This window comes from Streptomyces sp. NPDC051020, assembly GCF_040683105.1.
GTDB lineage: Bacteria > Actinomycetota > Actinomycetes > Streptomycetales > Streptomycetaceae > Streptomyces.
The window spans coordinates 1-17,591 of sequence record NZ_JBFBCG010000111.1 but is presented as its reverse complement, the minus strand read 5'-3'; the positions used below and the strand labels follow the sequence as shown (position 1 = coordinate 17,591).

Here is a 17,591-nt window from a genome sequence, read left to right as displayed (position 1 = left end):
GCGGCCACCCCACGCCCGAATCCGCAGCCCAGCCCCGAAACGGCCTGCCCGACCCCGAAACGATCAACCGGGAATCACGCCGGTGGATCCGAGCTCAGCGTGCCGGGACGGAGATTTCTCCCCCCACTCGGAATGGGCGGTATGCCGCACGTAGCGAGCCCGGTCTAGGAGTTTCGTGGGGCGGCCGGGGAGCCGGCTGCTCACCGTCGGTGCGTGGATTCTGTCCACAGGCCAGCTCCCTGAGTATCGGTTCCGAGAGCATGGGTCGCCCCTCGCGCGGTGATCGACTGGTCGAGTCCGTCCATCGTGCGCAGGAACGCGGCGTTCAGATCGACGTTGTACCGGTGTGCGAGGATCAGCACGGACCACAGGCAGTCCGCGAGTTCGTGCTCCAGAGCTGCACGGTCGCCCGGCATGTCACGGGCGCCTTCCTGTGCCATGACGATCTCTGCCAGATCGCCGACGTCCCCGACGAAGCCGAGCATGAACTCCTCGCGCGTCCACACCCGGCCACGTTCCCTCAGGTTCAGCTCGTCGTAGAGATCATGGACGCGCAGGGCGCGGCGCTGAAGTTCGTTGAGGTCCATGTCTCAGCCTTTCCGTATGCGCCCCGCCCAACCTCTGGGCTGCGATCGTGCTGTCACGCAGCAAGCAGGCTCGATGGAGCGCGGGTCGGGAGCCATCCGTGATTGCGCAGGGTCGGGAGGCGCACGTGGTCTCCCAGCCCTCGCGGCCGGACCGGGATTACCCGCTGGGCGCGGGGCGGGCGGTGCGGCGGTAGACAAAGACTGGCAGAGCTCCGGTGCTGCACCGGACACCGCTGACGCCAGCTTGGTGGCGGAGCGCGCGGAGCGGCTGGCGGCGATCGACCCAGACTGGGACTGCCCGTGGCCGCTCGACTGGCAACGGCACTACCGCGTCCTCGCGGACCTGGTCGGTGCAGACGGCGTCCTGCCAGCCATCGAGCCCGGCGTTCTGTTCGAGGGCGATGACATCGGACGGTGGCCCCGCGGAACGTGCGAAACAACCGCGGGGCACACCGAAAAGCACCGTCCTGTCAGGGCGCCCACCCGACCGTACGTTCCATCCGAGACTCCGGCGAAATATGCGCGCCAGACGGGTCGTCATGCCCGGCCCGGGGCAGTACGGCGTCGATGCGTTTCCTCTCCGATGCACGGCGAACCGTCTGCGGAGCTCCTTGTCTGCTGTGCCCGGGTTGCGAGGCGGCCCGGTTTGAGCAAGTTCAGGAAGGCCCTCAAGGGCCGCTACGGCATCGGATGACGGCGTCGTGCGAATGCTGCACCACGACGGCAGCTTCAACACGAACGACGACCATTTCAGTCATCGTGTCGCGCTTTCTCCCAGCGGTGCAGGCACTGGCTGAGGTGGTTCGGTGGAAGGCGGTCGAGGAGGGGATGGGTTGGGGGCTTGGGCGGCAGTGCGCGTGCGGCGACGTGGACGGGCCGGGAGTCTGCTGGTGCTGGCAGGTCGGTCAGTGGCCAAGTCGAGGAGAGTGCTGATGCGGTGGGAGAAGTCGGGGCCGGGCACGGGCAGGTCCATCTCGGGCTGGCGGAGATACCCGGCCGCGACTGCGGTGGGGATGTATGCCATGAGTTTTGTGACTGCAGCTGATTGGGGGCGGGTGGTGTACTTCGCGAGGTGGCGCAGGATGCGCAGCATGGTGGTGGTTGAGGCGTTGGTGACCTGTGTTCCTGCCGGGTGCCGGGAGGGTGCTGCCGGTTCTGCCGACTGGTCGGCTGGGGTGTGGACGTCGTTGGTCTGCTGGTGCCACCAGTGGGCGGCGTCGTTCTCGCCCAGGGCCAGGTGGTGGAGGTAGAGGCAGTAGGCGGCGGCGGCCTGGCCGGCGCCTGCGGCGTACTGCCACCAGAAGCGGGCGCCGTCGTCGGTGTCGGTGAGTTGCAGGACGCAGGCGAGGACCATGGCGCTGCGGGGCTCGGGCAGTTGTTCGGTGACGAAGTCGGCGACGTCGTCGGCGGGGGTGTGGTTGACGAGGGTTTCGCACAGGGCCCGCAGGTCTTCCGCGGCTGCGGTGGGGGTGCTGTTCTTCACGGGCTCGCCGCTGGTGGCGGACGGGGCCGGGGTTGTGGTGTGGGAGGGCGGAACGATGTCCCGGGGCACGGTGCGGTCCCGGACCAGCAGGGCCCGGGAGAGGATTTGTTCGATGCGTGTCATGCGGTGTTCCCTTCGGTCTCGGGTGGCGGGCAGATGACGCTTTCCAGGAAGTGGGCGGCGTGACGCTCGCTGGAGCGGATGGTGGCGATCGGGACGCCCAGGAGGGTGGAGACGCCTTCGGGGCAGATCCTGTACAGCTGGCGCAGCACCATGACGTCGAGCTGCTGGTCGGGCAGTCGGCTCATGGCCTTGAAGAGCTGGAGGCTTTCCGCGAGCTGGTACATGCGCTCGGTGTCGGCGGTCAGGGTCCGCAGGGCGACGGTGTCGAAGGCGGCTGCTCCGAACTCGGGCCGGGGCCGACCATCGATGTGCGGGGTGCGGGCCATGACGGTGGTGCGCAGGGTGTTCCAGGCGAAGCGCCGGGTGTCGGGGCTGGCGAGGGCTTCGTTCCAGCGCAGCCACAGGATGTCGAAGGTGTTGGCGATGGCGGTGTCGCGCTGGTCGTCGTCGAGGAAGACTTGGGCGTAGAGGCGGTAGTCGTCCTCCACCGTTTCGCGGAACGCGCGGTGGTCCAGGGGCGGCGTCTGAGACGTGGTCACCGAGGCCTTTTCGCTGGACCGTTCGATCCAGTCGTTCGACTTCTGCGCCTCGAGCGCCGCTTGCCGCCACAACTGGTACAGGGGCCAGCTGGGCATCTGAAGCTGGGTGGACAGGCTGAGGATGATCTCCCACCGCGGATAGAGCCCGGTTCCTCGCAGCAGCTCGGAGAGCTTCGATTTGGCGAGCGGGACCCGGGCGCTGAGGTAGCTGAGGGTCAGTCCGCTGTTCAGGTAGGTGCAGCGCAGGGGCTCGAGCCAGGCGCGGTGGACGCTGCCCACCCCGTCCGCGATCGGGCCGAGCTTGCGCCCTGGGCGCAGGGGCGCCGGTTTGGCGGGAGGTACGGGCGGCTCGATGGGCGTCGTCACGGGGCGCTGCCCTCCTTGTCGGGCGCCGCGTCCAGGCGGTGCCCGGAGGGCGGCCCGGTCTGGGTACGGGCGGCGCGGACGATCTGCTGCACGACGAGCCCGAGAACGGGCGCCAGGGCGGCGATCGCGGCGGCCTGCCCCATCGCCGCCATCACGAGGCTCCAGGCGAGCACCGTCGCCGTGATGGTCAATATCTGCTTGAGTCCCATGAACAACTCCTTGGTGTCGGCCTGGTGCTCCATGGCCCATCCGGAAGCCGTGAAGCTCCTCGGAGCGCGGGTGCCTATGCCGCTCCCCCGAGGGAGGGCAACCAGCTTGAACCGAACGGGAGTTGTTACGCCACGTGATCATGGATTCACGGAACAATGACAGTCACAGGTCGCACCCCGGACGCACGGAAATGACCGTTCCGGTTCGCACAGAACACGACAGCAGCGCCTACGGGTAGAAGTTCCCGGATTTCCTTGCAATGAAGCGACGGACCCCCGTCAATGGATGCATGACACCTTTGGTGTCGGCCTTCCCATCCGGAAGGGCTCGCTCCCGTGCCGAGAATGATGGGGAGCGAGCGTGACCGCTCTCGCCTGGCCGATCTTGGAGGCCAGGCGGGAGCGGAACAGTCCCCAGCGGGGACGACAAGGACGGTAGCCCAGGGCACTGACACCATCCCCGGGGATCGGCGCAAGGACTCGTTTAAGCAGATTCGCTGATGCACCAGCGATGCCGACGGCCGCGTCGACGGCTGAGGTGTGCAGGCCCTTGGCGTCCGCCTCGGCCTGGAGCCGGGTGAGTATCCTCGCCCGGGTCCCGTCCCGCTGCCAGCGCCGGAAGAGGTCGTAGACCCGGTCCCACGGCTCATAGCGTTCCGGCACGTCCCGCCAGGGAGCACCGGTGCGGGTCCGCCGCCGTATGCCATCTATCAGCTGCCGCCGCGTCCACACCCGCAGCCTGCCCGGCTGGGTGGCGCCGCTGCCAATCCGACTACGAACCGCAGGCTGGCGCCCCGGAGCTGAGGAGTTTGACGGTGCGACATGGCGTAGTGGGGCAGACGGGGCGAGCGTTGATAGGTACGCGGACCGGCAGGGCTCCGGTGACAGGCCTTCCAGCAAGGGTGTGCCGGCCCTGGCGCAGTACATCGCACGAAGCGCCGACGCGCCGGTACCGCGAGGGCGCCTCGAACCGATCGTGATGGAGGGCCAAGAACAGCCCGTAGAGCATCGGCTTGGTGTCTGGGGCGCCCCAGAGGCAGCTTCGTGACTAGCTCAACGAACCCCAGCGCTGCGCCCTCGCCACCCTCGGGCTGGACTGGGTGGCGTAGCCGGGGGACCGGATCTCGAAGACCTCGCATCCTCTGACCCAGTCCCCGACCACTCCCTCAGCTGAGAGATGTGGATCTACTCTCCGGTTGTCTTGCGTGCGGCAATCAGTCTCTTCAGGAGGATTTCGCGCTGCCCCTCCCCCATTTTTTCGATCACGATGTCGGCTACCTTCTCTCCGTCCAGCCAGGGCATCTTGATGACCTTCTTGCCGGGTAGGGAAAGATCCAGACCAACGGCAGCCTCGGGTCCACCTGATTCTCGGGATACGCCTGGCGCGGTCTGTGTGTCGTTTGCGCTCCCCTCTGTCCTGGCTGTGGTGCTAACGGCGTTAGCACCTGAACCAGTGGTTGGGGTGCCGGTGGGGGTGCTAACGGCGTTAGCACCCCCACCGCGCCTTCGCGACTTGCGCTCGGACCGGGCCGTCAGGGCTTCGGCTGCGGCGCGTTGCTGTTGCTGCACCGGCAGTCGGCCGACGTTGCGGGCTACCTCGACCGGAAGGCTCTTGTTCTCAACTGCCTCTTGGAGCTCGGGAGTGAGCTTCAGCAGAGCGATCCTCTGGGTGACCCAAGGGCTGGATTTACCAAGGGATCGGGCAACCGCGCGCTGCGAGCCGTGGACTTCCACGAGGCGCTGCAGCGCCTTGGCCTCATCCAGCGGGTCGAGGTTTTCGTGCTGGACGGCAGCGGTGAGAGCCGTCTCCAGGAGGGTGTCGGCATTCTCCGCGAGGGAGTCGTCGATATGGACGGGTACGTCGTCGAGGCCGGCCATGTTGGCACCGGCGAGACGGCGGTTTCCGTCGACAACGACGTACGCGGCTGGCCCGAGATCGCCTTCGTGCCCGGGATGTGCGCTGAGGAAGGCTGCTCGGGTCACCACGGTGAGGGGCTGGATGACGCCTCGTGCGGTGAGGCTGTCAGCCATGTCTTCGACCGCTTTGAGTTCTTCCCGGGGGTTGAACGGGTTGTGGGCGATCTGCGCGACAGGCAGCCTCGGTGACCGAGTCGGGCCTTCGCTGACGGTGGCTGGGGCGGCATCTTCGCCGTGTCCGGCGTAGCGCGCGAAGGACGCGGCGCGGCTGCTGATGGGGTGGGCAACGGCGTCGAAGGTGGCGGATGCGCCGAGGGATTCTGCCTTCTTCATGCCAGTTCCCGCACGATCTGCCGCATGCTGTGGGCTTGGTCGGACTCGGGCGCGTAGTCGAGGAGGGGCCTTTGGACTCGGACGGCTTCGCGCTGTTCCTTGACGTCCGGGATGACGGACAGCACGGGCGGGGTGCCGAGTGCCTTCCATTTGTCGAGGGAGGAGGTGGCGATGAAGCCGCGTCGGGAGTCGTACTTGTTCACGACCAGTCCGAGCTGTTCGACGTCGATGTCGTAGTCCCGGGTCAGTGATCCGACCTGGTTGATGAGCATGCCGTATGCCTGGGCGGAGGTGTCTTCCGCTTCGACGGGGATGACGAGGCCGGAGGCGCCGGGCTTCTCGCCGTCTCGTTGGCGGCCGTAGACGAGCCCGGCGTCCATGGCCAGGCCGAGACTGGGCGGTGAGTCGATGACGATGACATCGAAGTGCTCTTCGACGGGGGCGAGCGCGCGTTCGAGGGCGGCGTGGCGGGGACCACGGAAAACCGTGAGGCCGGAGTCGAGGAGGAAGGCGTCGAATGCGGCGGGCAGGACGCGCAGCCGGTCGTCGAACCGTGCACCCTCTATGACGACGGTGAGGTCGATCAGGGGGTGCTTGGTGTCGTCACGGTTGAGCATGTGGGTGACCAGGCTTTCCTGGCCGGCGGGGATGGCTTTGAGTCCGAGCTGGTGCGAGAGGTGCCCTTGCGGGTCGTAGTCCACCAGCAGTACCCGGCTGCCTTGTTCGGCGAAGGCCTGGGCGATCCCCGCGGAAACGGCGGTCTTGCCGACGCCGCCCTTCTGGTTGCAAACCACCAGACGTCGTACGGCCCGGCTGTCGGCGTTCGCCGGGTTCTGCTCCAGCCACAGCGCGACGGCCTGAGCGAGACCCTGGATGTAGGAAACGTCGCGGTCACGGCAGTCGCTCTTGAAGGAGTCGTAGAGCCCCTCGGGGAGCCATGTGCCGAAGGACTCGGCGCCGGCGGTCTCAACCTGGGGGAGTGGCTCCGCTTGGGCTTGCCAGGTCTGGATGCCGACGGCGACGGCGTCCTGAACGTCGACAGAGAGCTGGGCTGCCCGGACTTTGAGGGCCTGTCGGAGATGAGCGGGCAGCTTGGAGACCAGCTTCTCCCGCTCACCTCCCGAGTTCGGAGATGACATGGCGGCAGCTTACTGCCGCCGGAGACTCTTATTGGTCCGCAACGCGCTAATTCTGCAGTGATCTCACGTTAGCTGCTGCGGGTGCTAACGGCGTTAGCACCCTTCGAAGTGGACTTCCGGCAGTCGACTCCGGAAGCAAAGGCTGTTGTCCCGTCTCTGACGATCTGGTCCCTGTCTCAGATGATCTGGTGTGATTCGCCTGTAGTCGCATGTGATCTGGTCCCCGACGACGGCTGCGGTACGTGCCGGAAAACGGGTGGAGTCGTCGGAGCATGTGTCCGTACCGTCCCTGGGGTGACCTGACTGAGCTCCCTGGGATATCTGTTGGGCATCGAGGGCGCCGCTCTGCTGCACAGCTTCCGGGAGGGAAGCGCCGACCTAGCGTTTGTTGAGGCCCGGCTCGCCGAGATTCGGACGCTGCTGGACACGCCCGCCCTTGCATGAACGCGGGAGTCACCGTCGATGACGGGCAGGTCGATGCTCACGACTTCGGGACGCGCTCAGGCCATTGACCCGAGGAGTGCATGTACCGGGTGACCAGCCTCCAGTAGGCGCACATTGTGGACCGCGCCGCCGACATCGTCACCAGCTATGGCGAGGTCAGCGGCTGCACCCTCCGTCAGGCGTACCACCGGCTCGTTTCGGAGAGCCTGATCACCGGCGCACGGGCGTCTATCGCGCGTCTTGCCCAAGCCCGTCGGGAGGGGCGGTACCCCGACCTCATCGGCCCGTCGCGCCCTTCCGGCTTGTTGGCCGATCAGCTTGAGGTCGCTCCTGCGTTTCCTTCACCCTCGGGCACAATCAGCGTCCACGCTTCTGAGCCGGGTGGCAGATTGGTCGCGGGCCACCGGCTGAACCTCTGCTCCAGCAAAGGCATGACCTCGTCAGCAGCCAGGGCCCGCTCAGTCCAGCCCTCAGGCAGCTGCCGGATGGCGCCCCAGTTCCGGTTGAAGTCGGCGAGTGCCCGAGCGGCTTCGAAAGATACGCCGCCACCCATCACCGCCCCCTCGAAGAAGGTCATGCCAGTGAACGTGGCGCCGTCGAAGACGGCCTCCTTGGCGCCGAAATCGGTACCCCGGAACATGGCCCGCAGACCGAACCACGCCGACATAAAGTGGCCGCTGCCCTCCTCAAATCGTGCACCGCGGAAGTCCGTATGCCCGACGAATTCGGAGTACGCGAAGTTCGCGCCGCCGACGAACCGGCAGCGTTCGAAGGTGGCACTCTCGACTCGGCGGCCAGCGAACTCGAAGTCCAGCAGCACCGCTCCGGTCAGGTCAAGGTCGATACCAGGCCAGAACTTCGGTTCCTCCGGAGAGGGGTTCAACGGCCAGGCCGGATCAGGACCACGGTTAGCGCCAGTAAACAGATGTTGGGTGAGGATGCGCTGCGCGGTAACGCGCACGACGCGTTCTTGCTCCCACGCCGCACTGGCTGCCTGATAGGCACCAGATGCAGCGGCGCGCTCCGCGACGGAGAGACCAGCGAGCCCCGATTCGGGTAGGTCGGGCGGGGGAGTAGGGGAAAAAGGCATTCGCAGGTAGGAGCAGTACACCTCGACGACGGTTTGCCGGTGGGCGGGGTGGTCCTGGGCGAGACGCTCGAGCGCGTACATGCCTGCCAGGCGAACCGGAGGGCTGTCGCTGCCGAGCTGCCCAGTCGCCGCGGTGTACAACTCGGTGATGCGGCGTTCGGACGCATCGAACTCGGCAACCTGGTCCGCAGCCTCCTGGCGGATGTGGGTGTGTTCGCTGAGCCACTGACGGCGCAGAGCCAGCAGCAGCGCTGCCGCGCCACCAGTTCCGGCCCCGACCGTCAAAGCCGCTTTGATGGCGTCGATCCGCGCTGTCGCCCGCTGCGCTCCGTGCAGCGAGTCGGTCTGCGCAAGCATCACCCACATGGTCACGGCGATCGCAGCCGACACAAGGGCGCCGGCCAACAGAGCCCACCACCATGAGATCGGTTGTACGCGACGCTGCGCAGAACCCTCCATGCCACCCCCAAGTACACGCGCCTCTGCTGCTACTCTGCCCCGCTACGCGTCAGGCAGATCGTGTCTTGAGGTACATCAGAGCCTACGCATGGCTCAGCGGGTCAGGTTGGCGAGGAAGGACTCGGCTGCCGACCACGGGGTCAGCTCGATGCCGAAGCCGCTATGTGCATCAGGTCCTTGGGTGTGGACCAGGCGGCCGGACAGGTAGACGACGTCGCCGGTGCGGAACGCTCCGGTGTACGCGCCGAGGTAGCTGCGAAGGTGGGTGATCCGGCGGGCGAACACGGACGGCTCGTCGACCGTGGACTCCGTGACCGTGTCCACCTCGATCCCGTAGAGCGCCGGCGTGACCAGGCCCTCGGAGTGATCCGTGATCCGGGCAAGGACGGAGATCGCCCCTACCTCTTTGGCAACCACCCCGGCGAACGTCTTGTCGCCGTCGACCCTCAGCGGCTCACAGTTGATGTGTGCTCCCGCGCCGGCTGTCAGGCCCTGCAGTTTGCGGGCCTCCTGGCGCATGAGCGCGTCGAAGCTTCCTCCCACCATGTACTTGGCGCGCCGCACGTACAGCCGGGTGAGGGTCTCGCCCTCGTACGGGTGGATGAGGGCGCGTTCGGCGAACAGTGCTTGCGCCGCCTCGTAGCCGCGCGGCCCGTAGCAGACCAGATCGATGTCGGAGCGGGCGTTGCAGGCGCCGACCAGGAAGGAACCGGTCACGCCGATGACGTCCGCGGCGCCGGCCGCGACGATCCAGTTGATGATGGCGAGCAGGTCCTCGCTGACCGCCGTTGCGTCCAGGAGGCCTGGGGCCTGGTGCAGTGCGGTGAGGGTCTGGCGGCAGGAGTAGTGGGTGACGATGTCCTCGCGGGGCACGCCGGTGATGACGCACCCTACGGCGGGGGAGTAGAGGTAGCACTCGGGCCGGTCGGCGAGGATCCCGAACGCTTTGGACACGACGCTGTTCTGCCGGTACGTCCGGCCGAACAGCTCCCGGTCGCCGCGGGCGTCCGGGTAGTACTTGACGTACCCCAGGAAGTGCGTGCCGGGATGGACATCGCCGATGACTTTGAAGATCACCCCGGTGCGGTCCAGGAGGTAGTCGCGGTCACGGATGGTCGCCGCTGTGCCCAGCGGCGAACTGTTCGAGGCTGGGGAAGAGGGCGGTATCGACCGTCCCGGTGCGCTCATACTGCTCGAGTCCTTTCGTGAAGAGGTGACGGCGGTACTGCCACTTCAGGTGCTTGTCCGTGCGGGAGGGGTCGGTGGGCCGCATCAGGGCGAGGAAGAACAGGGCCTTGACGAGCAGGTATGCGCCCAGGTTCTGGCTGACCGGCTGTCCGGTTGCGTTCAGGCTCGCGTCGTCCAGCACGGCGAGGTAGCGGTGCCGCTGGCCGGGGCTGGCGGTGTAGCCCTTGTTGCCGCCCTTGAACGCGATGATTTCCAGGGCCGGGAGGACGTCGTAGCCGAGTGGCACCAGGCCGTGGTGCTGCCAGTCGATGACCCCGGCCGGCAGGACGTTGGGCAGGCCGTAGTCGAGGTGGCCCCGTACCAGCGGAACCGTGCCAAGGTGGTCCAGCGCGTGGTCGAGCGCGGCGTGCGTCCGGGTGTTGTCCAGGTCGGGGTTCTCCTGGAAGACGTTCTGGGTGAACCCGGCGCTGTCCAGCCACTGCCGCAGGGTGCGGGGCGTGGGCTGGACGAGGTGGGCGGCCTGTGCGCGCAGCAGCCGGGCGGCGACCTGCGCGGCGGTGTCGGCGACGTCGTCGGGCAGGGTGCGGCCGCCGTCCAGTGACGCCACCGCCCGGTCGTGCAGGGTCTGGTTGCCCAGCGACTCCTCCACGACGTAGTAGTGGCCGTCGTCGGTGATGCCCTCCTCCAGGACGTGCGGGACCGGGTAGTTAAGGTCCGCGATCCGGCGCTGGAATTCTGCCTCCGCTTGGAGTTCGGCTCCGCCGGTGCGCCGGTAGCGCGTTTTGTCGGCGGAGACGTACACCGCGCCGTCGGCGGCGGTGCGCTTCTTGACGAGCTGCCAGGTGTTCTCGTTCATCGGCTCGCTCCTTTCGGCTCCTTTGTGAAGCCGTGGGTGACCGGGTAGTCGGGGATGGCCTGGGACAGGGTCTGGACGTCCATGACCCAGCGCATATCACCCGCCGCGATGCGGCGCCGCAGTTCGGCGAGGACGTCACTCCGGGGTGTGTCCGGCCGGGCCAGGTGGGCGCGGCGCCAGAATTTCAGCAGGCCCGGGATCTGTGCCGGGGTGATGCCTGCCCGGATGTGCAGTGAGCACAGGGGAAGGAACCAGGTGAGGAACTGCTCTCGTTGCGCCGGGCTGACGCGGTGCACCTCGCACAGCCGCTGCAGCGCCGCGGTGTCGTCGTACGGGATGCGCCCGTGCAGCGCGTACCGCAGACGCGTTCCGTTGTGCCGCCGGAATGGGGACCCATAGGCGGCGACGTTCGCCGCGGCGTTCTCGGTGACCGTCATCACGGGCTGCCCGGCGTTGGACTGGGCAGCAGCGGCCAGCACGCCGATGTGCACGCCGACTCGCGGGTCCAGGACCAGGCCGTCGAGCCCGAGCGGCGCGAGGCTGATGCCGTGGTCGCGGGTGCGGGACAGGATCAGCCGCTCAGGGACGTTCTGGGCGATGGTCAGCAGATGGTGCGGTGGCCGGGCCCGGTGGGCGTGGAAGTCATCACGTGCGAGCACTGGTGTGCCTGGGGGCCGGTCCCAGACCAGCAACCGCCGGGTGTGAGGCCGGGAGCCCTGGTGCCCGCACGCCCGGCAGGCATGGGCGACGGCGCCGGTCATGTGACCGCAGCGGACACAGAGATGGACCGCGGTGGGAACGACCGCCAGAGCGCCTTCCCGCAGGAGGCGTTCGGTCATCTCCAGCGCGAGGGCGGCCACAACAGGCGTGGTGTCGGTGAGAACGCCACCAGCCGGGGGCGCGCCTGGCGCGTACTTGGCGGCGATCGCGCGTTCCTCCCGCTCCTGCCGGCCGACGGTGTCCCGGTCAGGGGCGTCACGGTGGCGCAGGTCTCCAGCCAGAGTGACGGTGTTCCACAGATGCGGGACCGGCCCGGCGCCAAGGAGGGTGTTGAGTGCTTCGGCCGCGCGGATGCCAGCCGCCTTGCCCGGCCGATCGGCGAGGGTGAAGGGGCCGTTCTGCACGGGCCCGTTGAAGTACAGGACGTTCATGGCCGCGGCCTCCTCAGCAGTCCGGTTGGGCGGTGCCGCGGGCGTGGAACAGGCCGTCGACCTGTTCGTAGACCAGGACGGCGGCGTTGGGTGTCTTGCGCACACGGGCCTCGTCGACCAGTTCAGTCACCGGCCGGCGCTCCAGGACGGCCCGCAGCGCGAGGATCGCGGTGTGGTGCGTGAACGCCACGACATCCGCCGCGGACGCGGTGTGCAGGCCGTCGACGAACGCCGTGGCCCGCCGCAGGACGCCGCAGGCGAGGGACTCTCCGTCGGCGCCGGGGGGCGTCCACAGGTGCTTGCGGGTCTGCCGGTCCTGTGTCCCCTCGGGGTAGGTGGCGTACAGCTCTTGTTTGGTCATGTAGGTGGCTGCGCCGTAGTGCTGCTCATTGAGGAGCGCGGTCACCTCGTAGGGCAGGCCGGGCAGAGCAAGCACAGCGGTGTCGAGGGCGCGGCGATACTGGGAGGTGCGGATCGCCGGGTCGGGTTCGGTCAGGTCCCGCAGCGTCTGCCGCAGCCACAGGCACTGGAGGAAGCCGCGGGGCGTCAGGCCGACAACGTCCCGGGACAGGGCATGCGCGGCCGGCCCGGTCCACGGACGGGGGTTCTCGTAGAAGCCGGTGTATTTGGTGGCGTTCTCGATGGATTCGGCGTGGCGAACGAGGAAGAGCATCTTCATCCTCTCGGTGAAGGTGTCGTGCCAGACAGCGCCGTGCCCGCACGGGAGGCGGGCACGGCGCTCTGTGTGTTCGGGGACTACGGGGCAGTGGCGTTGGCGACCAGAAGGAACTGGTCGCTCGCCAGGTCCATCACGACGTGGACGTCGGTGTCCTGGGCACCCTGGGCGGCGGCGTATTCGTCGGCGGGCCAGGAGCCGCGGGGGTGGCCGGCAGGGAACCGCTCCAGGACGGTGCGGGCCTGCGATGTGACGGCGGCGGCCATCAGGCATCACCGCCGTTCACGCGCTCGTGGATGTCGATCAGGGTGGTGATGGCGTCAGGGTTGTCCGCCAGCCCGACCCACTGCCCGAGCGCAGTGAAGACGGGCACGGCGTCGGTATCGGCGTCGAACACCACGACGTAGTCGCCGTACCTGTCGAGGACCATCTCCTGCACTGCCCGCGCCGGTGCGGCGGCCAGGACTTCCAGGGTCGAGTTCACCGGCGCGTCCAGCGTCAAAGTGATCCGCTACCGCGGCAGCAACATCCCGACCCCATGGACACCACGACCGGCAGCCGCCAGCACAAGCGGCTGGCCACCGACCAAGGCACGTGGAGCGCCCGTTGCGTGGAAACACGCACGGCGGGTGCGGCGGGCGGACGGCCTGGTCGCAAGGCCAGTACCGCGCCCCGGCCCGACCCAACCCAGCCGCAAAAGGCGGTGATCTTGTGGTGGGCGTCACCCGTGTGGGTGCGTCGGGGGTTTTCCAGAGGAGGTGGGCAGGAGCCGTGCGGGGATTTGCCACAGCAGGCATCCGCTGTCGTACGGCGTGCCACGGCGTGTGTTCTTGACGCTGTTCTGGGAGGTGGCGCCGGCAAGGGTTCTGCCGTCGGGGCTCCATGCCAGGGACTGCGTCGTGTTGTCGGTCAGCGTGGCAGTGGGGCGGCGGGTGGTCATGTCCCATAGTTGTACGCCGTGCGGTCCGGCGGTGGCGATCGTCCTGCCGTCCTTGTTGAGCGCCACGGCGTACGTGGTTCCTGCGGGGAGTGTCGCTTTGATGCGCAGCGAGGTGGTGTCCCACAGCCGTACGCCGCCCTCGCCTGCGGTGACGAGCCGTCCGTCCGGGGTGAACAGCACCGCGTGCGTCCAGTCGTGCAGGCCGATGTCGTGGCCGAAGCGACGACCGGCAACGTCCCACAGCCAGCACCCGCCGTTGTTGTTGGCGCAGGCGACCGTCTTGCCGTCCGGGCTGAAGGCTACGGCGCGTAGGTCGTGTTCCGAGGAGGCCGCGCGGACGCGGCCGGTGGATGCGTCCAGCAGCCGGAAGCTGTTCTTCATGTCCTCGGCATTACCACTGTCGTCGAGGGTTCCCGTCTGCGCTCCGCCGCATGCCAGCATCTTGCCGTCGGGGCTGAACGCCAACGGCACAATGTTGTGGTCCGGGGCGGGGGGGAAGGTGGCGATGGGGACCGCGGTGGCCGCGTCTCGCACCCGGATGTCGCTGCCGCTGGTTGCGAAGGTCCTGCCGTCGGGGCTGAACGCCAAGAACGATAGTTCGTTCTGACTATCGGAGGACTCGGCGACCATCTTGCCGGTGGCCGTGTCCCAGACTTGCGATTCGGATGATCCGATGGTGACGAGCGTCCGGCTGGCCGGACTGAATGCCACGTCTTCGGTGTCGGTGTCGGTGAGTCTTCGGGCGCGGACCGAATCCCCGCTCTTTCCCCGGGGCCACAGCGCAACCCCGGTGGCCGTGCCCGCGCTGGCGAACACGACGGCGCCCATGATCAATGCTCGCCGCCGGATCCCGCGGGCGTTGTCGCGAGTGCTCCCTGCTGGGTGAGGACGGGGTGGGTCGGCTGGTGGGGCTGGCTCCGAAGCAGTCGGGATGGGGGCCGGCCGTGTCGAGGTGTGGGCGCGGTTGTGGAAGGCGAGTCGGTCGGCGGTGTTGCGGATGCGGCGCTGGGGGAGGGGGCGCTGTTTGGCGCGGAGGGTGGCTTCGATGTGGCGGTAGAGGGTGTCGAGGTCGAGGTGAGGACCTTGGCCGGGGATTCCGAGGCCGAGGGTGGTGAGGAGTTCGGCGGTGAAGGCGGTGTGGCGTTCACCGGGGACGGACAGGGCGGTCCTGGTCTCGGCGGCGGCGGCGATCAGGTACGTGCCTTCGATGGTGGCTTCGTCGGCCAGGACGGTGGCCGCGTCGACCGGGGCCATGCGGCCCAAAGCACGGCCGCTGTAGCAGCAGTCGAGAATGACGACCTGGCGCCGCGCGCGGGTGTTGAGGAGTTCGTCGCGGATTGTCGCGTAAGGGAGGGCGGTGTGGGCGGCGTTAGGCCGGGAGCCGGTGAGGGCGAGGTGGAGTTCGGCGTCGCGACGGGCGATGAGTCCGTGTCCGGCGTAGTAGACGAGCAGGGTGTCGGTGGCCTGCTCGGCGGCTTCGATGATCGGGTCGACGACCTCTGCGGCAGTGGCGGGGTTCGGTATCACGGTGCAGTGCGTCTCCGGCAGTCCCCAGATTCCAGGGTCGCACAGCAGCCGGTCCAGGGCCGTGAGGTTCTCCGCGACGGCCGGCAGGTTTGTCAGGGCTGGATCGGTGTATCGCCAGGTGCCGATCAGCACGGCGCGTGAGGTGTTCGGGTCGGGAAGCACGCTCACTGTTCTGGTCTGGCTTCCTCCAGCTCCCGCACCAAGCGGGCGACAACCTCGGCGTCGGCGCTGCTCAGGGTGATGCTCACTCCGCCCCGGGACACTGTTACCGCTGGTGCGTCCGACCGGGTGGAACGCCAAGCGGTGTAGGCCAGGGCGAGGTTCGCCAGCTGGAAGCCGTAGTCGAGCACCAGCTGCACCACCTCGAGTGCGCCGCCCATATCACCCGCACCGGGTACGGCGGCCGGCCAGGTGATCACCGCGTGACGGCGGATCTCCGGCTCTTCTTCGAGCCACCGCGCGAACGACCGCAACGCATCCTCATCGCTGCTATCGCTGGCGATCCGGACCGACAAGACGTTCTCCGACACAGCCTCTCCCCCATCAGACCCCTTGCATCCCACAAGCGGCCTCCACACTATTGCGGCACGCTCGGCGACTGGAACAGGGCCACTTCCCAGACCGCACGTACCAGTCCCCGCGACCTGCTCACCCGCCCGGAGAACGCCAGCACGCCGATGGCCAAGCCCGCTCGTGTCTCCCGGAATACAGGATCTGCACGTACGTTCCCGAGCTGAAGTCAGTCTGCTGGCGCTCGCCGGACTTGTCGTCTCCACCCGCGCCCGCTTCGGGTTCACCGCCGCGCCGGGCACGACCGACGACGCCCGCGTCCGCGACATCACCCAGGCGCTGCCGCCCGAGTACGCCGACCGGCTGTTCACCGCCCGCGAGCAGGGCGCCACCGAGCAGCAGCTCCAGCAGATCGCGGCCGACGGCCTCGCCCGGATGTACTTCCGCGCCAACAACAGCCGCGCGCACGGCCTGGGCGTGGAGTTCACCGACGTGGAGCACATCGAGATCGAGCTGTAGGCCCGTCCCGCAAAAACGCCTCGTCCCCGGCATTGAAGCTGCCGGGGACGAGGCGTTTAGACATGCTACGGGGGCAGATTCACAGTCATGGCTGACGGGTTCTGTCGCCTCGGGAGGTCAAGAACTGTTCTTCTCCACTTCCACCATTACCTTGGCGATGACCTCCTCCGGAGGCTCCTCCAAATGATTCACCGCCGTCGCCAGCAGCACCGTGCCGACCCGGGCGTTGGCGTGCGCGATGTGCGCAGCCACGCCACCGAGCTCGTTCCAGCCGGCCTTGACCTGCTCCAGGTCACCCGCCTCGACACCCGCACGGAACGTGGACTCAGAGGCTGACTCCGACCGTCACCGGCTCGTGAACCAGCGTGATCCCGAAAACTTCGTAGACGCCGGCGATCACCTCGCGGGCCAAAGTCAACAGGTCCTCGGTGGTGGCGTGGCCGCGGTTGGTGAGGGCCAGGGTGTGCTTGGTGGAGATCCGAGCCGGTCCCTTGCCGTAGCCTTTGGTGAAGCCAGCCTTGTCGATCAGCCAAGCTGCGGGAACTTTGCTGCGTCCTTCGCCCGCCGGGTACGCGGGCGAGGCGGCGTGGGGGCCTAGACGCTCGGCTACCCGCGAGTGGAAGGCAGCGAGTTCGGCCTTTTCGAGGATCGGGTTGGTGAAGAACGACCCGGCCGACCAGGTGTCATGATCCTCCGGATCGAGCACCATGCCCTTGCTCGTACGCAGCTTCAGCACGCTCTCCACGGCGAAGGCCAGTGGAACGCGGTCCCCCGCTTCCACACCGAGGGCGCGGGCGGTCTCGGGGTATTTGATCGGGGCGGAGAGACCATCCGCATCCTCCAGCTCGAAGCGGACTCGGAGCACCACAAAGCGGTTCGGGTCGGTCTTGAAGCGGCTGTTGCGGTACGAAAAGGCGCACTCGGCGTTCGGGATTGTGACCGTCTCATCGGTCTTCCGGTCGTACGCGACCACCTCACTGATGGTTGAGGAAACCTCCTGGCCGTAAGCGCCCACGTTCTGGATCGGAGTCGCGCCCGCGGAGCCAGGGATGCCGACGAGGCATTCGATGCCCGCGAGACCCGTTTCGACGGTGCGGGCCACTGCGTCGGTCCACACCTCACCGGCCGCAAGCTCCAGCTTCGTACCGTTGCATGCGAAGCCGGTGGTGGCGATGCGCAGGACCGTTCCGTCGAAGCCCTGGTCACCGATGACCAGGTTTGAGCCTCCGCCGATTACCAACAGTTCGGTCCGGGCGGAGTCCGCTTCGCGGACGGCGGCGATCACCTCGGCGTCGGTTGTCGCGGTAAGCAGTCGGGAAGCGGGACCACCGAGACGAAGGGTGGTCAGCGGGGCGAGGAGAGCGTTGTGGAGTTCCTGCACGGGCTCAAGGGTACGGCCACGATGCGCACTGCATGGATAGGATGCTTATCGGAGTGTCAACCCTGGGTATTCAGCGGAATTGGGTGATCTGACGTCCCGGTAGCAGAAAGGTGCCGCTGGCCTGCAAGGATGCGAGTGTCGACGTCGTATCCGC

18 protein-coding genes and 2 pseudogenes are annotated in these 17,591 nt (G+C 67.7%); 2 read left to right on the top strand and 18 right to left on the bottom strand.

The window, feature by feature from the left end; translation table 11 throughout:
* Positions 1-200: 200 nt before the first annotated feature.
* Positions 201-587 carry a MazG nucleotide pyrophosphohydrolase domain-containing protein gene (locus AB0N06_RS34630; protein ID WP_366138654.1) on the bottom strand — a complete coding sequence of 129 codons (387 nt, stop codon included), beginning with the start codon at positions 585-587 and terminating at the stop codon, positions 201-203.
* A gap of 250 nt (positions 588-837) precedes the next feature.
* Between AB0N06_RS34630 and AB0N06_RS34625 the strand changes: the two are divergent.
* A pseudogene (locus AB0N06_RS34625) lies at positions 838-1,005 on the top strand (helicase); the annotation flags it as partial.
* A 336-nt stretch (positions 1,006-1,341) separates the two neighbouring features.
* Here AB0N06_RS34625 and AB0N06_RS34620 read toward each other — a convergent pair.
* From AB0N06_RS34620 to AB0N06_RS34550, 15 genes and pseudogenes are all read right to left on the bottom strand, one after another.
* Positions 1,342-2,193 (bottom strand): hypothetical protein, encoded by an 852-nt coding sequence (locus tag AB0N06_RS34620; RefSeq protein ID WP_366138653.1) that lies wholly within the window; start codon positions 2,191-2,193, stop codon positions 1,342-1,344.
* Positions 2,190-3,098 carry a sigma-70 family RNA polymerase sigma factor gene (locus AB0N06_RS34615; RefSeq protein WP_366138652.1) on the bottom strand — a complete coding sequence of 303 codons (909 nt, stop codon included), beginning with the start codon at positions 3,096-3,098 and terminating at the stop codon, positions 2,190-2,192. Before AB0N06_RS34615 ends, AB0N06_RS34620 begins: the two co-directional genes overlap by 4 nt.
* Positions 3,095-3,340: a hypothetical protein gene (locus tag AB0N06_RS34610; RefSeq protein ID WP_366138650.1), complete on the bottom strand. Its 246-nt coding sequence runs from the start codon at positions 3,338-3,340 to the stop codon at positions 3,095-3,097. Before AB0N06_RS34610 ends, AB0N06_RS34615 begins: the two co-directional genes overlap by 4 nt.
* 546 nt (positions 3,341-3,886) lie before the next feature.
* Positions 3,887-4,075, bottom strand: a pseudogene (locus AB0N06_RS34605) (transposase); the annotation flags it as partial.
* 417 nt (positions 4,076-4,492) lie between these two features.
* Positions 4,493-5,557 carry a ParB/RepB/Spo0J family partition protein gene (locus AB0N06_RS34600; RefSeq protein WP_366138649.1) on the bottom strand — a complete coding sequence of 355 codons (1,065 nt, stop codon included), beginning with the start codon at positions 5,555-5,557 and terminating at the stop codon, positions 4,493-4,495.
* On the bottom strand, positions 5,554-6,696 hold the full coding sequence (locus AB0N06_RS34595; RefSeq protein WP_366138648.1) for a ParA family protein: 1,143 nt from the start codon (positions 6,694-6,696) through the stop codon (positions 5,554-5,556). The genes AB0N06_RS34600 and AB0N06_RS34595 overlap by 4 nt, the downstream gene beginning before the upstream one ends.
* A gap of 757 nt (positions 6,697-7,453) precedes the next feature.
* Positions 7,454-8,587: a hypothetical protein gene (locus tag AB0N06_RS34590; RefSeq protein WP_366138647.1), complete on the bottom strand. Its 1,134-nt coding sequence runs from the start codon at positions 8,585-8,587 to the stop codon at positions 7,454-7,456.
* Positions 8,588-8,782: 195 nt separating this feature from the next.
* Complete coding sequence (locus tag AB0N06_RS34585) at positions 8,783-9,877, bottom strand: hypothetical protein (protein ID WP_366138646.1); 1,095 nt, start codon at positions 9,875-9,877, stop codon at positions 8,783-8,785.
* The gene (locus AB0N06_RS34580; protein WP_366138645.1) at positions 9,795-10,733 is read right to left on the bottom strand and encodes a phosphotransferase; all 939 of its coding nucleotides are present in this window, start codon (positions 10,731-10,733) and stop codon (positions 9,795-9,797) included. Before AB0N06_RS34580 ends, AB0N06_RS34585 begins: the two co-directional genes overlap by 83 nt.
* Positions 10,730-11,884: a hypothetical protein gene (locus tag AB0N06_RS34575; RefSeq protein WP_366138644.1), complete on the bottom strand. Its 1,155-nt coding sequence runs from the start codon at positions 11,882-11,884 to the stop codon at positions 10,730-10,732. Before AB0N06_RS34575 ends, AB0N06_RS34580 begins: the two co-directional genes overlap by 4 nt.
* A gap of 13 nt (positions 11,885-11,897) precedes the next feature.
* Positions 11,898-12,557 carry a histidine phosphatase family protein gene (locus AB0N06_RS34570; RefSeq protein WP_366138643.1) on the bottom strand — a complete coding sequence of 220 codons (660 nt, stop codon included), beginning with the start codon at positions 12,555-12,557 and terminating at the stop codon, positions 11,898-11,900.
* Positions 12,558-12,640: 83 nt separating this feature from the next.
* Positions 12,641-12,826: a hypothetical protein gene (locus tag AB0N06_RS34565; protein ID WP_366138642.1), complete on the bottom strand. Its 186-nt coding sequence runs from the start codon at positions 12,824-12,826 to the stop codon at positions 12,641-12,643.
* A complete protein-coding gene (locus AB0N06_RS34560) occupies positions 12,826-13,044 on the bottom strand; it encodes a hypothetical protein (RefSeq protein ID WP_366138641.1) in 219 nt (72 codons plus the stop codon). Before AB0N06_RS34560 ends, AB0N06_RS34565 begins: the two co-directional genes overlap by 1 nt.
* 237 nt (positions 13,045-13,281) lie before the next feature.
* Positions 13,282-15,195, bottom strand: a complete 1,914-nt coding sequence (locus AB0N06_RS34555) for a caspase family protein (RefSeq protein ID WP_366138640.1) — start codon at positions 15,193-15,195, stop codon at positions 13,282-13,284.
* Positions 15,192-15,557: a hypothetical protein gene (locus AB0N06_RS34550; protein WP_366138639.1), complete on the bottom strand. Its 366-nt coding sequence runs from the start codon at positions 15,555-15,557 to the stop codon at positions 15,192-15,194. Before AB0N06_RS34550 ends, AB0N06_RS34555 begins: the two co-directional genes overlap by 4 nt.
* A gap of 163 nt (positions 15,558-15,720) precedes the next feature.
* On the opposite strand from AB0N06_RS34550, the gene AB0N06_RS34545 reads away from it, so the two are divergent.
* Positions 15,721-16,056, top strand: coding sequence for a hypothetical protein (locus AB0N06_RS34545; RefSeq protein ID WP_366138638.1), 336 nt, complete (start codon positions 15,721-15,723; stop codon positions 16,054-16,056).
* 117 nt (positions 16,057-16,173) lie between these two features.
* On the opposite strand, the gene AB0N06_RS34540 is transcribed toward AB0N06_RS34545, so the two are convergent.
* Positions 16,174-16,308 carry a hypothetical protein gene (locus tag AB0N06_RS34540; RefSeq protein ID WP_366138637.1) on the bottom strand — a complete coding sequence of 45 codons (135 nt, stop codon included), beginning with the start codon at positions 16,306-16,308 and terminating at the stop codon, positions 16,174-16,176.
* Positions 16,309-16,381: 73 nt separating this feature from the next.
* Entirely contained in the window at positions 16,382-17,437 is a 1,056-nt protein-coding gene (locus AB0N06_RS34535) for a UDP-N-acetylmuramate dehydrogenase (RefSeq protein ID WP_366138636.1), read from the bottom strand.
* Between the last annotated feature and the right edge of the window lie 154 nt (positions 17,438-17,591).